This window comes from Sphingobium rhizovicinum, from assembly GCF_042647625.1.
Taxonomy (GTDB): domain Bacteria; phylum Pseudomonadota; class Alphaproteobacteria; order Sphingomonadales; family Sphingomonadaceae; genus Sphingobium; species Sphingobium rhizovicinum.
The window spans coordinates 3,208,007-3,221,864 of sequence record NZ_JBHRVU010000004.1 but is presented as its reverse complement, the minus strand read 5'-3'; the positions used below and the strand labels follow the sequence as shown (position 1 = coordinate 3,221,864).

The 13,858-nt window shown below is 64.1% G+C and carries 16 protein-coding genes; 6 read left to right on the top strand and 10 right to left on the bottom strand.

The features are described from left to right. The first annotated feature begins 72 nt into the window (after positions 1–72). Positions 73–1,023, top strand: coding sequence for a 2-hydroxyacid dehydrogenase (locus ACFOKF_RS16935; RefSeq protein WP_380797133.1), 951 nt, complete (start codon positions 73–75; stop codon positions 1,021–1,023). Between the two features lie 26 nt (positions 1,024–1,049). On the opposite strand, the gene ACFOKF_RS16930 is transcribed toward ACFOKF_RS16935, so the two are convergent. Beyond that, entirely contained in the window at positions 1,050–2,915 is a 1,866-nt protein-coding gene (locus tag ACFOKF_RS16930; protein ID WP_380797847.1) for a CHASE3 domain-containing protein, read from the bottom strand. 138 nt (positions 2,916–3,053) lie between these two features. Between ACFOKF_RS16930 and ACFOKF_RS16925 the strand changes: the two genes are divergently transcribed. Further along, on the top strand, positions 3,054–4,208 hold the full coding sequence (locus ACFOKF_RS16925; RefSeq protein ID WP_380797132.1) for an FAD-dependent oxidoreductase: 1,155 nt from the start codon (positions 3,054–3,056) through the stop codon (positions 4,206–4,208). Between the two features lie 74 nt (positions 4,209–4,282). On the opposite strand, the gene ACFOKF_RS16920 is transcribed toward ACFOKF_RS16925, so the two are convergent. Together ACFOKF_RS16920 and ACFOKF_RS16915 are read right to left on the bottom strand one after the other, a co-directional pair. After that, entirely contained in the window at positions 4,283–4,450 is a 168-nt protein-coding gene (locus ACFOKF_RS16920; protein ID WP_380797131.1) for a hypothetical protein, read from the bottom strand. Positions 4,451–4,640: 190 nt separating this feature from the next. Next, positions 4,641–5,399 carry a class II aldolase/adducin family protein gene (locus ACFOKF_RS16915; RefSeq protein WP_380797130.1) on the bottom strand — a complete coding sequence of 253 codons (759 nt, stop codon included), beginning with the start codon at positions 5,397–5,399 and terminating at the stop codon, positions 4,641–4,643. Positions 5,400–5,624: 225 nt separating this feature from the next. Between ACFOKF_RS16915 and rpsU the strand changes: the two genes are divergently transcribed. Together rpsU and ACFOKF_RS16905 are read left to right on the top strand one after the other, a co-directional pair. After that, complete coding sequence (gene rpsU / locus ACFOKF_RS16910) at positions 5,625–5,831, top strand: 30S ribosomal protein S21 (protein WP_021226581.1); 207 nt, start codon at positions 5,625–5,627, stop codon at positions 5,829–5,831. Positions 5,832–5,910: 79 nt separating this feature from the next. Then, the gene (locus tag ACFOKF_RS16905; RefSeq protein ID WP_380797129.1) at positions 5,911–6,471 is read left to right on the top strand and encodes an FKBP-type peptidyl-prolyl cis-trans isomerase; all 561 of its coding nucleotides are present in this window, start codon (positions 5,911–5,913) and stop codon (positions 6,469–6,471) included. A 92-nt stretch (positions 6,472–6,563) separates the two neighbouring features. On the opposite strand, the gene ACFOKF_RS16900 is transcribed toward ACFOKF_RS16905, so the two are convergent. The 7 genes from ACFOKF_RS16900 to ACFOKF_RS16870 form a co-directional block, all read right to left on the bottom strand. Beyond that, positions 6,564–6,899, bottom strand: a complete 336-nt coding sequence (locus ACFOKF_RS16900; protein ID WP_380797128.1) for a hypothetical protein — start codon at positions 6,897–6,899, stop codon at positions 6,564–6,566. A 70-nt stretch (positions 6,900–6,969) separates the two neighbouring features. Next, the gene (locus ACFOKF_RS16895; RefSeq protein ID WP_380797126.1) at positions 6,970–8,052 is read right to left on the bottom strand and encodes an AI-2E family transporter; all 1,083 of its coding nucleotides are present in this window, start codon (positions 8,050–8,052) and stop codon (positions 6,970–6,972) included. 37 nt (positions 8,053–8,089) lie between these two features. Further along, positions 8,090–8,971 carry a signal peptidase I gene (gene lepB, locus ACFOKF_RS16890; protein ID WP_380797124.1) on the bottom strand — a complete coding sequence of 294 codons (882 nt, stop codon included), beginning with the start codon at positions 8,969–8,971 and terminating at the stop codon, positions 8,090–8,092. Between the two features lie 50 nt (positions 8,972–9,021). Next, entirely contained in the window at positions 9,022–9,423 is a 402-nt protein-coding gene (gene acpS, locus ACFOKF_RS16885; protein ID WP_380797122.1) for a holo-ACP synthase, read from the bottom strand. Positions 9,424–9,532: 109 nt separating this feature from the next. Then, positions 9,533–10,261, bottom strand: coding sequence for a pyridoxine 5'-phosphate synthase (locus ACFOKF_RS16880; RefSeq protein ID WP_380797121.1), 729 nt, complete (start codon positions 10,259–10,261; stop codon positions 9,533–9,535). Positions 10,262–10,263: 2 nt separating this feature from the next. Further along, a complete protein-coding gene (pyrE, locus tag ACFOKF_RS16875; protein WP_380797119.1) occupies positions 10,264–10,845 on the bottom strand; it encodes an orotate phosphoribosyltransferase in 582 nt (193 codons plus the stop codon). Between the two features lie 8 nt (positions 10,846–10,853). After that, positions 10,854–11,024, bottom strand: coding sequence for a hypothetical protein (locus ACFOKF_RS16870; protein WP_380797117.1), 171 nt, complete (start codon positions 11,022–11,024; stop codon positions 10,854–10,856). A gap of 110 nt (positions 11,025–11,134) precedes the next feature. Here ACFOKF_RS16870 and coxB point away from each other — a divergent pair, with 110 nt between their 5' ends. Both coxB and ctaD read left to right on the top strand, forming a co-directional pair. Next, the gene (gene coxB, locus ACFOKF_RS16865; protein WP_380797116.1) at positions 11,135–12,142 is read left to right on the top strand and encodes a cytochrome c oxidase subunit II; all 1,008 of its coding nucleotides are present in this window, start codon (positions 11,135–11,137) and stop codon (positions 12,140–12,142) included. Between the two features lie 17 nt (positions 12,143–12,159). After that, positions 12,160–13,827, top strand: a complete 1,668-nt coding sequence (gene ctaD / locus ACFOKF_RS16860; protein WP_380797115.1) for a cytochrome c oxidase subunit I — start codon at positions 12,160–12,162, stop codon at positions 13,825–13,827. Positions 13,828–13,858: the final 31 nt, after the last annotated feature.

The window sequence follows — 13,858 nt, the reverse complement described above, 5'->3', positions numbered from 1 at the left end:
CGGGCCGGGCTAGGACCGGGACGGGGCGCTGTCAATCTGGCAGAGCGGGCGCGCAATGCCTAGATAGGCCGCATGAGTGAAAACAGACTTCCCCCGATCGTCGCCTATGGCCCCCTTTACCCTTATCTGAAGCAGGAACTGGAGCGCCGCTTCACCGTCCATGCGGTGGCAGCCGACGCCGACCTGTCGGCCCTGCCCGCCGATGTGCGCGAAGCGCGCGCGCTGGTCAGCTTCGGGTCGGTCGGTGCGCCGGCCGCGATTATGGACGCGCTGCCGAAGCTGGAGATGATCGGCCTGTTTTCCGTCGGCTATGACAAGGTCGATGTCGATCATGCCCGCACGAACGGCATCCGCGTCACCAACACGCCCGACGTGCTGACCGACGATGTTGCCGACCTTGCCGTTGGCCTGCTCTATGCCACGGTGCGCAATATCGCCGCCAACGACCGGATGGTGCGCGCGGGCGACTGGGCGCGCGGCGTGAAGCCGGCTCTGTCGGGCCGGGTGACGGGATCGCGCATCGGCATATTGGGTCTTGGCCGCATCGGCCGCGCCATCGCGAAACGGCTGGAGCCGGTGGCGGGCGAAATCCTCTATCACAACCGGCGCGAGGCAGCGGATGCACCCTACCGCTATGTTTCCGACGGGCTGGACTTCGCGCAGCAGAGCGACGTCATCATCGTCGCCACGTCGGGCGGGCCGGAAGCGGCCAAGCTCGTCGACGCCGCCATGCTCGACGCGCTGGGGCCGGACGGCGTGATCGTCAACATCAGTCGCGGCCGGGTGATCGACGAGGATGCTCTGGTCGCCGCCCTGGCCGACAAGCGCATTGCCGGCGCCGGCCTCGATGTGTTCGTCAACGAACCGCAGGTGCCAGAGGCTCTGTTCGCCATGGACCATGTGGTCCTGCAACCCCATCAGGGCAGCGCCACCGTCCACACGCGCAAGGCGATGGCCGATCTGGTGCTGGCCAATCTGGACGCGCATTTCGCAGGGCAACCGCTGCTGACTCCGGTCGTTTAGCGGGGCAAGCGTCGCCCGGCGGCCTGCTATTCCGCCGGGCCGCCATCCAGCACCTGCCGCACCTTCTTCGCCAGTTGATCAAAGGTGAAGGGCTTGGCGAGCAAGGCGAGGCCGGGGTCGAGCATGCCGTTATGGACGATGGCGTTGCGGGTATAGCCGGTGGTGTAGAGGACTTTCAGCCCCGGCCGCTGCGCGCTCGCCCGGTCGGCCAGCTGGCGGCCATTGATGCCGGGCATGACGATGTCGGTAAACAGCATGTCGATGCGCGGCTGGATCGCCAGCATCTCCAGCGCCTGTTCGCCATCCGACGCCTGCACCACCGTATAGCCCAGCTCCCGCAGCGAATCGACCGACATATGGCGCACCCGGTCTTCATCCTCGACTACCAGGATGATCTCCTCGCCCTGCGCGCGGGGCAGGCTGTCGGCCATCGGGGCGGCATGGTCCGGCGCAGTTTCCACGCCATAATGGCGCGGCAGATAAATCTTGATGACGGTGCCTTCGTCAGGCTCCGAATAGATTTTCACATGCCCGCGCGATTGCTTGACGAAGCCGAAGACCTGGCTGAGGCCCAGACCCGTGCCCTTGCCCACCCCCTTGGTGGTGAAGAAGGGGTCGAAGGCGCGCTCGGCGACATGCGCGGGCATGCCGGTGCCGGTGTCGGTGACGGACACCATGATATATTGGCCGGCCGTCACGTCGGAATGGCCGGCGGCATAGCCGTCGTCCAGATGCGCATTTGCGGTTTCCACCGTCAGGCGCCCGCCGCCCGGCATGGCGTCGCGGGCGTTGACGCACAGGTTCAGGATCGCGCTTTCCAGCTGGTTTGCGTCGATGCTGGCGCGCCAGAGCCCACCGGCCAGCACGGATTCGACGCGGACATCCTCGCCAATGGTGCGACGCAGCAATTCGGACATGCCGCCGACCAGCTTGTTGACGTCGGTCGGTTGCGGATCGAGCGGTTGTTGGCGTGAGAAAGCGAGCAGCCGGGCGGTCAGTTGCGCGGCGCGTTGCGCGCCTTCTGTCGCATTGTCGATGCCCTTGATCACGCGGGGATCGCCGCCTTCGCCCAGCCGCCGCCGCGCCATGTCCAGCGATCCGATGACGATCGCCAGCATATTGTTGAAATCATGCGCAATGCCGCCGGTCAACTGGCCGATCGATTCCATCTTTTGCACTTGTCGCAGCTGCGCCTGCGCCGCTTCCCGTTCTTCCACCTCCATGATCAGTCGATCATGCGCGTCGCTGAGCGCCTGTCGGCTCTGCAAGGCTTCGGTCATGCGGCGCTGGGCGGTGCGCAGCGCCAGCAGGCCCAATATGATGACCATCGCCGCGCTCAGCGCCAGGCCCGCCGTCACCATGATGCTCAGCCGGCCTGCTTCGATGCTGCGCCGCTGCAACAGCTCTTCTTCGCGCGCCTTCATATGGGCGACATGGGCGCGCAACTGTGCGGTCAGCGCCAGTCCGGGGTAGAAGGCCTGCTCGGGCAGGGATTTTCCAGCGCGCCGCCGGTCGATCCCTGTCTGGAGCAGATCCATGCGTCTGCCGATCATCCGGCCCAGCGTATCGACGGCCTCCACCTGGGGGCCATTATCGCGGACCTCGGCGCGCAGCGCACGCCATTCGCTGCGCCAGTGGATGCGAAAATCCTGATAGGGCGCCAGAAAATCATCCTGCCGCGTCAATATATAGCCGCGTTGGCTGCTTTCGGCTTCCAGCACGCGCGACAGCAGCATGGACAGCCGGTTTTCCACCCGCAACGTGTGATTGACCCAGGCGATTTCCGCCTGCTGGCCGCGATAAAGCCAGAATGTGCCGCCTACCGCCGTCACCACGACCACCAGCGCAAGCAGGAGGATGACGATTGAGCGTTCGGGGCGCAGCGCAGGCATGGGCCTCGTCATCAGCCATTCGCTGGCGCAGGGCAACCCCTGCCGCGCGACACGACGGCGGATGATTTCACTGCTCCCTGCTTGCGGCTATGCCGGGCTGCTTCGTTCCATCAGGGGCGCGACCATCGGGAGGGCGGCATGGACAGGCGGGCGTTTCTGGGCGGGGCGGCAGGCGGCGCGGGTTTTCTTACGCTGGCGGGCGGTGCGCGGGCCGCCTTTGATCCGCTGGCCGGGGTGGAGCCGATACGCGCCACGCCAGACCGTATTTTTCGCACGACCGTATGTCTGCGTCCCTTCCGCGCCGCCGGTCCGCGAATCGAGACGGAAGAGGTCGGACGCAAGCGGGTTGTCCACAATTATGGCCATGGCGGCAGCGGCTGGTCTTTGAGCTGGGGATCGGCGGAGCGGGCGGTCGCGCTGGCGCTGGCGGATGGCGTGCGCGATGTGGCGGTGATCGGCGCCGGCGCACTGGGGCTCACCGCCGCACTCACCGCCCAGCGCGCCGGCGCCAGCGTCACCATCTATGCAAAGGAGCAATTTCCTTTCGTGCGCTCGGCGCGGGCCACCGGCACCTGGTCGCCCGACAGCCGGGTGGCGATGGCGGGCGCGGTCGATCCGGGCTTTGCCGATCGTTGGGAGGGGATGGCGCGGTCATCCTTTTCCTATTTCCAAAGCCTGCTGGGGCTGGCGGGCGATCCGATCGAATGGACGGATCGCTACATCCTGTCCGACACGCCCTTCGGCCGGCGGCGGGATGATGCGCCGCCCGCGTCAACGGCGGCGCGGCGCGACGATTTCCTGCATCTGGATCAGCGTCTGGCCGACCTAACGCCGCGCAGCGTTGATCTGCCGCCCGGCAGTCATCCTTTTCGTCCCGCCTTCGTCCGGCGCACATCGTCGCTGACCTTCAACGTCGCGGATCTGATGCATCATCTGACCAGCGATTTCCTGATGGCGGGCGGGCGCATCGTCCCGATGGAATTGCATGCGCCGGGCGATCTTGCCCGGTTGAAACAGCGATCGATCATCAACTGCACCGGCTATGGCGCGCGGGCGCTGTGGCGGGATGAAACCATCATACCCGTGCGCGGGCAGATCGCCTGGCTGATTCCGCAGCCGGGCGTCACCTATGGCGTCTATTATCGATCGCTGGCGATGCTGGCCCGGCGCGACGGCATCATTGTGCAGGATGTGGGGCAGGATGAATGGTTCGGCTATGGCGACGCCAATGAAGAGCCTGATCGCGCGGCCGCCGATGCATGGGTGCGCCAGCTGGCCGGCTTCTGGGCCTGACAGCAGATTTCGGCCGCGCAGGGCTCAACCCGCTACGGATTGGCCCGATCGCCCATTCCTCGATTATCCGCGCCTCAATTGCCCGTGATCGATAGCAGCAGCAATACGCCGACCACCCACAATATCACGCTAAAGGCGATCGCCAACGGCAATGCCCGAATGAAACCGGAAATTTCATCACCATTAGAAGGGGATATTCCATAACCCGCCGATGCGGGATCGGTGCGACCCTGATCAACCATCCATCTCTCCTGCAATCGTTTGTATGTTTGTTTCATTTTTATAGCAGATTCGCAGGGATTCCGCGATTTTTTCCTTTTGTGAGAGTAATCGATTTTTTTGGTTAATCGCACGTCAATCTGGGGTGATGTTGATGTTCCGCCCCGGTCTCATAATGAAGGGTCCAATGCCTCGATCGGCCCTCCATCCGGGTTAGTTCCGCCAACTCGAATCGGTCCGGTCGATCAGCCGGATCATGGATTGGAAATCGGGCACGCCCGGCCCGACCGGCAATTGCACCTCCGCCAGATCGCGTTGATGCACCGCAATCACCTCGGGCGGGATGTCGACGGGTGTGCCGGCCGCTCCGGCCGCAACCTGAATTTCGCAGGCGCGCTGGAGCAGCCATTGCTTCAGAAATGCCTCGGTCAGGGACGGCGCCATGACCAGCGTGCCATGGTTGCGCAGCATCATGACGCGCCGGTCGCCCAGATGCGCGATCAGCCTTTCGCCTTCCTCCGGGCGAATCGTGACCCCTTCGAAATCATGATAGGCGATGTGGCCGATGAAGGCGGCGGCGTAGAAGCTGATCGGGCGCAGCCCTTCGGCGCAGGCGCTCACCGCCATCCCCGCCGTCGTGTGGGTATGGATGATGCAATGGGCGTCGGGCAGATGCCGGTGGAAAACGCTATGCTGGGTGAAGCCCGCGCGATTGACCGGATAGGGGCTGCCGTCCAGCACATGGCCGTCAATGTCGATCTTGACCAGGTTGGACGCCGTCACTTCATGATAGCCAAGGCCGAAGGGATTGATCAGGAAGGCGTCGTTTTCTCCCGGTACGCGCAGCGTGATGTGGTTGTAGATGAGTTCAGACCAGCCCAGATGGTCGAAGATGCGATAGCAGGCGGCCAGTTGCTGGCGGGCCTCCCATTCTTGCGCTGACATGTTGGGCGTGCGTGCGGCGGTTGCCATGGCGATCCTCCTGTGTCTTTTATGGCCGCACTATCCGCCCGCTCGTCGCAAATGTCGAGATTGCGGCCTTTTGGGTTGAATTTACCCCACTCCACTGGTAGGGCGCCGCCCACATGGCGCAGGGTGACCTGCGACGACTCACTGGCTTTGCTATTCGGTCGGGCCGTCGGGAAGGATGTAATGTCCCGGCGAACCGCCCGTTTTTGATTGGAGATTGACGGACTTATGCAGATCATCGTTCGCGACAACAATGTCGACCAGGCCCTCCGCGCGCTCAAGAAGAAGCTGCAGCGTGAAGGCGTGTATCGCGAAATGAAGCTGCGTCGCCATTATGAGAAGCCGTCGGAAAAGCGCGCCCGTGAAAAGGCTGCCGCTGTCCGCCGCGCGCGCAAGATGGAGCGCAAGCGCGCCGAGCGCGACGGCGTCCGTTAAGACGCTGTTTTGACGGGGTAGCCAAGCGGCCACCCCGTTTTCTGCTGATTCCCTGCCCTTAATTGCGAGATTCATCGCCATGTCCACGACGGCTGTCCCCCTTCGTCCCATCGCCAAGGGGTCGTTGACCCGGCTCTGGATCGGCGTCGCCGTCGTTGCGCTGGCGGCGGGCGGCCTTGCTTGGGCGGGGCAGCAGCACGTCGCCGCATCGCCGACCGCCTTTCTGGCCAGCAACGCGCATGAAGACGGCGTCGTGACGACCGAATCGGGATTGCAGTATAAGGTGCTGGAAGAAGGCTCGGGCGCCAGCCCGACCCCGGCTGACGTTGCGCTGGTGGGCTATAAGGGCGCGCTGCTCGACGGCACCGTGTTCGACGAGAATCCGCAGGCGCCGATGCCGGTCGACGGCGTGGTGCCCGGCTTCTCCGAAGGGCTGCAAAAGATGAAGAAGGGCGGTAAGTACCGCCTGTGGATCCCGCCGCAGCTTGGCTATGGCGATGCCGACAACGGTCCGATCCCCGGTGGTTCGGTGCTGGTGTTCGACGTCACCCTGCACGACTTCAAGTCCAAGGCGGAACTGATGCAGTTGCAGCAGCAGATGCAAATGCAGCAGGGCGCTGCGCCGCACGTCGGCAACTGATCCACAAAGCCAGTGGGAAAGGGGCGGCCCGTCCGCCCCGTCAGACCGATTGAAAAAGGGGCCGCTCGCCGGCCCCTTTTTTCATGTCCTGATCAGGCGTGGCCCTGACAGGTCTGATCGTCACCCGTATTGGTGCCAAAGGCCAGCGCGTCGGCGCTGCCGATCTTCTCTTCGCCGGCGAAGAGTTTGTCGAGCCGCGCCTTTATGTCGCGGCGATATTCGGCATTGGCGACCGATCGCGGCGCCGACACTTCAATGTCGCAGGCGATCGCGCATTTGATCCGCTCGATCGCGGCGTCGTCCAGTACGCCGGCGCGCCGCAATTCTATGCAGATCTGCAACATGCCTACCGCGGTCGCCTGCGCGCGCATGCCGACATTGGTCAGGTCGAAATGCAGTTTCTTTTCTTTGTCCAGATGGATGCCCATCGCGCGACTCCTCTCACATGGTAATTTAGATTATCATGTTGAAAATGCGCGGGACAGGCCGGACGTTCCCTTATTGCACATCATCGCCGCGCCGCTGCGACCCTGCGCCTTCGCCCGCCAGCGCCCTGGACCGTTCCTCCAGATAGACTTTGATCATCGCCACGATCGGATCGGCCAGGAACAGCCCCATGATGCCGAACAGCGCGCCGAACAATATCTGCGCCGCCAGCACCAGCGCGGGGGCAAGATCGGTGGCGCGCTTGGCCACCATCGGCACGATCAGATAGCCGTCGACGATCTGCACCGCCATATAGACGCCAAAGGCATAGAGGCCGGTGTTCGTGCCGCCCGAAAAACCGACCAGAATGATCAGCGCGCCCGACAGGATCGACCCGATATTGGGCAGGAAGGCGAACAGGCCGGTCAATATGCCCAGCAGCCCCGCCATCGGAACGCCGCCTGCCCACAGCAACAGCCATGTGCCCACGCCCTCCACCGCCATGCCGATGATCCGCCCGAACATCAGCCGCCGTAACGTCCAGCCCATCTTGTCGGCGATGGCGTAGAAATGGGCGCGCTTTTCCATCGGCAGCATCCAGGCGACGCCGCGTTCATAGAGTTTCGGCTCGACTGCGATGAAGATCGCCAGCACCAGCATCATGACCCCGCTGGTGATCGCGCCCACGGCCGTTCCGACCGCCGCCGTCACCCGGCCCATGCTGCTCATCGCCTGACTGGCCAGGCTCTTGAGGTCGTCGGGCGTGGTGGTGACGCCCATCTGCTGCATCCAGCCGCCGATCCGCCCGACCTGCGCCTCGACGATGGTGCGCATCGCCTGCGCCTGCGCCGTCAGGCTCGATCCGGTGAGGTAGACAGTATAGGCAAGGAAGGCGACAGCGCCCAGCAGCACGATCGCCAGTCGCCATCCGCGCCCGATCGGTAGCACCCGGCCCAGCAGGCGCGCGCCGCCGTCCATCATCGTCGCCAGCACCAGCGCGCCCATCACCAGCATCAGCGGTTGCGCCAGCAGCACCACCAGGCCGATGGCGATGGCCAGCGCAAACCAGACGCCGGCGCGCTTCAGTTCATGCTGGACAAGGGGGCTGCGGACTTCGCTGGGGCCGGGTTTCTCGACATGCTGCTGCTCGCTCAAAACCCAGTGCCCCTTTCGTCAGATCATTGCGATCAAATCATTTCGGCGGGGCAACGCTTTGCGGGCGCAGGCTGTTCCCCGCCCGGCCGCTGCGGAAGGCATGTAGCCAGGTCAGCGGATTCCATGTGGCGTCGCCGTCCAGGCTGAAGGTGATGAACTCCGCGCGCCCGCCGATCGCCTCGAACGGCACCGGGCCGCCCAGCCCATTTTCCTCCAGCGGCGCGCGGCTGTCGGCGCTGTTGTCGCGATTGTCGCCCATCAGGAAGACATGGTTTTCCGGCACCCGCACCGGGCCATACCAGTCGAGCGCGCTCGGCCCCATGTCGATCGTGACATAGGTTTTGCCATTGGGCAGGATTTCCTGCCGCACCGGCAGTTCGCAATAGTCCCTGCCGTCCTTGCCCGTCACCAGCGCGCCGGGGAATTGCAGCGGCGGGCAGGGGGCATTGCCATCCACCGGCAGCATCAGGGGCTTCAACGTCTTCTGCGGCACTGCCACGCCGTTCAGGATCACCTGTCCGCCGCGCACTTCGATAATGTCGCCGGGCAGGCCGATGACCCGCTTGATATAATCCTCGCGCCGGTTCTGCGGCGACACGATCACGATGTCGCCGCGTTCGGGCAGCCGGCCCAATATCCGCCCCTTCATAAAGGGAAGGGGGTGGAAGCTGGGCGAGACATAGGACCAGCCATAGGGGAATTTGCTGACCACCAGCCGGTCGCCGGTCAACAGCACCGGCATCATCGATTCGGACGGGATGTAGAAAGGCTTGGCGACGAAGCTGTGGAACGCCAGTACCGCCAGGATCAGTAGGGTGATGCTCTTGGCCTCATGCCACCAGTTGACCGGGGATTTCGTCTCCGCCGGTTCCGGGGCTTGCGGTGCGGTCTGGTCTTCAGGCAGGTCGATGGCCGTCACGGGCAGGCTTTCGTTGGAGTCGTCGGAGGAAGAAGTCACAGGGTCGGACGTCACAGGGGAAGGGCTTCGATGATGACGAAGGCCTGCGCCCATGGATGATCGTCGGTGAGCGTCAGATGAATGACCGGCTTGTGCCCCGCCGGCACCATTGATTCCAGCCGCGCGAGCGCCCCGCCGGTCAGCGCCAGCGTCGGTGCGCCCGACGGCGCATTGACGACGCCTATATCCTTCATGAAGACGCCGGCCTTGAAGCCCGTGCCGACCGCCTTGGAAAAGGCTTCCTTGGCCGCGAACCGCTTGGCCAGCGTCCCCGCCTTGGTGAAGGGGCGGCGCTCCGCCTTGACCTGCTCCACATCGGTGAAGACGCGCTGCACGAACCGCTCACCGAACCGATCGAGTGAATTCTGGATACGCTCGATATTGCAGAGGTCGGAACCGAGGCCGATGATCATGACCGCCCCCCCAGGCCGTCACCCCAGCGAAGGCTGGGGTCTCGTGCCTCCAGGTTGAACCTTTGAGGCCTGCGATCCCAGCCTTCGCTGGGATGACCACCTGCGGTGGTCACCGCGCCAGATCCATCTGCCGCCGCATCTCGCGGATGCTGCCCTCCAGCCCGCCAAAGATCGCCTCGCCGATCAGGAAATGGCCAATATTGAGTTCGGCGATCTGCGGAATGGCGGCGATCGGCGCCACATTGTCGAAGGTCAGGCCGTGGCCGGCATGGGGCTCGATGCCATTTTTGGCCGCCAGCGCGGCGGCGTCGGCGATCTTGCGCAGTTCCACCGCACGCGCCTCGCCGGCCAGATGCGCATAGGCGCCGGTGTGAAATTCCACCACCGGCGCGCCCAGCCGGATCGCCGCGTCGATCTGCGCAGCGTCCGCCTCGATGAACAGGCTGACGCGAATGCCAGCGTTGTTCAGCGTGCCTACGATCGGTTTCAGCGTCTCATATTGCCCGGCGGCGTCCAGCCCGCCCTCGGTCGTGCGCTCCTCGCGCTTTTCCGGCACGATGCAGGCGGCGTGCGGCTTATGCTTCAGCGCGATCGCCAGCATCTCGTCCGTCGCCGCCATCTCCAGGTTGAGCGGCACGTCCAGCGCCGCCATCAGCATGGCGATGTCGGCATCGCGAATATGGCGGCGATCCTCGCGCAGATGCGCGGTGATGCCGTCCGCCCCGGACTTCACCGCCAGCAAGGCGGCCTTGACCGGGTCGGGATGTTCGCCCCCCCGCGCGTTGCGGATGGTCGCCACATGGTCGATATTCACGCCAAGGCGAAGGGGGCTGGTCATCGTTACTGCTTCCGGCTGCCGGGCTTGATCGCGGGCACCGCCGCCAGTTCGGGCGGCACGGCGTCTTCATCATAGACCGGGAAGTTGATGGAGACGAGCGGGTAGAAGGGCACGCCCAGATCGACCTCGCCGGCCGAACGGTCGACCAGCGCCGCTTCGGCGACGACGATGCCGCCTTCCTTCTCGACCGCTTCGATCGCCTGACGCGACGACAGGCCGGTGGTCACGACGTCCTCGACCATCAGCACCTTTTGCCCCGGCGTGATGGCGAAGCCGCGACGCAGTTCGAAAAAGCCCTCCGGCCGTTCCAGGAACACCGCGTCCTTGTCCAGCGCGCGGCCGATTTCATGGCCGATGATCAGGCCCCCCATGGCAGGCGACACGACAAGGTCGATTTCCTGCCGCAATTCGCGGGGCAGCTTCTGTACGGTCGCGCGGGCCAGCTTGCCGGCGCGCTCCGCATTCATCAGCACGCGCGCGCATTGCAAATAATTGGCGCTGCGGCGGCCCGACGACAGGATGAAATGTCCTTCGAGCAGCGCCCCCGCCGCCCGGAATTCCGCCAAAACTTCTTCGTCCGTCATGCCGTCCATTATCCATGTCGGGCGATCCCGCGCCATTCGGCCCGGTTCGCCACCCAGTCCGCACGGCGTCCCTTCCAGTCCGCCATGATCGCGCCCCTGTGCGCGGAGCCTGCCGAATAGGCGGGCAGGGGAAGCGTTGCAACAGCGAAGAAAATCTGCTCCATCTGTGCTTGAGGCATGGGGCAAGCCTGCCTATAAGCCGCGACAGAACCGAACGGGCGAGGGATATAGCGCACATAAGTGCGTCTTCGTTGCAGCGGCGCCAAGGGGTTAGGGGTACGAAGACGCTATGAAAACGGTGAAATCGCTCGTTCTTGCCGGGTTGCTGGCCTTAGCGCCCACCCTTGTTCTGAATGGACCTGCACTCGCTCAGCATAATGCCGTCGCTGCCGCACCTGCGGCGGACAATGCGGCTGCTCCCGCTGATTCGGCCGCCAACGCCGCCGCATCCACTGCTGAGGCAGCGCCCGCCGCGCCCAAGGTCGCCGCGCCGCCGCGGATGAAGCCGACCGAAGGGATCGGCATGCCGATGCCGGGTGAAATCACCCTGCAAAAACAATTCAGCCCCACCGGGCACACCGCGCGCTGGCTGCATGACGTGCTGCTGCTGCCGCTCATCACCATCATCTCCATCTTCGTTCTGGTGCTGATGCTCTATGTGATGTGGCGCTATCGCCGCAGCGCCAATCCGGTGCCGTCCAAGACGTCGCACAATACGCTGATCGAAGTGATCTGGACGGTCCTGCCGGTCGTGATCCTGCTGGTCGTCGCCGTGCCCTCGATCGGTCTGCTCGCCGACCAGTATAAGCCCGCGCCCAAGGATGCGCTGACGGTCAAGGTCACGGGCTATCAATGGTATTGGGGCTATGAATATCCCGACAACGCCATTCCCGAATTTGTTTCCAACATGCTGCCTGAAGACAAGGCGAAGGAAAATGGCGAGCCCTATCTGCTGGCGCCCGACAATCGTCTGGTGTTGCCGGCCGGTCGCCCGATCAAGCTGATCATCACCGGCGCAGACGTCATCCACGCCTTCGCCGTGCCTTCGCTCTGGCTCAAGATGGACGCCGTTCCCGGCCGCTTGAACGAAAAGAGCGTCTTCATCGAAAAGCCGGGCGTCTATTACGGCCAATGTTCCGAACTGTGCGGCGCGCGCCACGGCTTCATGCCGATCGCGATCGAGGCGCTGCCGCCCGAACAGTTCGACCAGTGGGTGCTGTCGCAGGGCGGTAACCTGAAGGGCGCAGCGGAGAAGACGGCACAAGCCGCTCCCGCCGCGACCGAGAAGAAAATCTGATCAGGGGTAGGAACGCCATGACCACCATCACCGCAGATCATCACGGCGATCATGCTCATGATCATCATGATGCCGATCACAAACCGGCCTTCTTCCAGCGCTGGTTCATGTCCACCAATCACAAGGACATCGGCACCCTCTACCTGATCTTCGCGATCGTCGCCGGCATTATCGGCGGCGGTATTTCGGGTCTGATGCGCGCTGAACTGGCGCATCCGGGCATCCAGTATCTCCACACCTGGGCCATGTTCATGGACGGGCCGGAAGCGACCCTGGATCAGGCCTACCATCTCTGGAACGTGCTGATCACCGCGCACGGCCTCATCATGGTCTTCTTCATGGTGATGCCCGCCATGATCGGCGGTTTTGGCAACTGGTTCGTGCCGATCATGATCGGCGCGCCGGACATGGCCTTCCCCCGGATGAACAATGTCAGCTTCTGGCTGCTCATCCCCGCCTTCGCGCTGCTTCTGGGGTCGACCTTCGTCCCCGGCGGCACCGGCAATGGCGCGGGCACCGGCTGGACCGTCTATGCGCCGCTGTCGACCAGCGGATCGGCCGGCCCTGCCGTCGACATGGCGATCCTGTCGCTGCATATCGCGGGCGCCAGCTCGATCCTGGGCGCGATCAACTTCATCACCACCATTCTCAACATGCGCGCGCCGGGCATGACCCTGCATAAAATGCCGCTGTTCGTCTGGTCGGTGCTGGTCACCGCCTTCCTGCTGCTGCTCGCGCTGCCGGTCCTCGCCGCCGCGATCACCATGCTGCTGACCGACCGCAATTTCGGCACCACCTTCTATGATGCGGCTGGCGGTGGCGATCCCGAGCTTTACCAGCATCTCTTCTGGTTCTTCGGCCACCCCGAAGTTTATATCATGATCCTGCCCGGCTTCGGCATCATCAGCCAGATCGTCTCGACCTTCAGCCGCAAGCCGGTGTTCGGCTATCTCGGCATGGCCTATGCCATGGTCGCGATCGGCGTGGTCGGCTTCGTCGTCTGGGCGCACCATATGTTCACCACCGGCATGTCGGTGAATGTGAAAATGTATTTCACCGCCGCCACCATGGTCATCGCGGTGCCCACCGGCATCAAGATCTTCTCGTGGATCGCGACCATCTGGGGCGGGTCGATCAGCTTCAAGACGCCAATGGTCTGGGCGCTGGGCTTCATCTTCCTCTTCACCGTGGGCGGCGTGACCGGCGTGGTGCTGGCCAATGGCGGTGTCGACGACGTGCTGCACGACACCTATTATGTCGTGGCCCACTTCCACTATGTCCTGTCGCTGGGCGCGGTGTTCGGCCTGTTCGCCGGCTTCTATTACTGGTTCCCGAAAATGTCGGGCCGCACGTATAATGAATTCCTCGGCCACCTGCATTTCTGGGTGTTCTTCGCCGGCGTGAACATGCTGTTCTTCCCGATGCACTTTCTGGGCCTCAGCGGCATGCCGCGCCGCTATCCCGACTATCCGGCCGCCTTCGAACATTGGAACTGGGTCGCGACCATGGGCTATATGGTCATGGCCAGCGGCATGGTGATCTTCTTCGTCAACCTGATCTGGTCGCTCGCGGCCGGCAGGAAGGCAGAGGGCAATCCGTGGGGCGAAGGCGCCACGACGCTGGAATGGACCCTGTCCAGCCCGCCGCCCTTCCACCAGTTCGAAACGCTGCCCGTCGTCGACTGATGCGATACAGCGCCCGGTTCCGGCCGGGCGC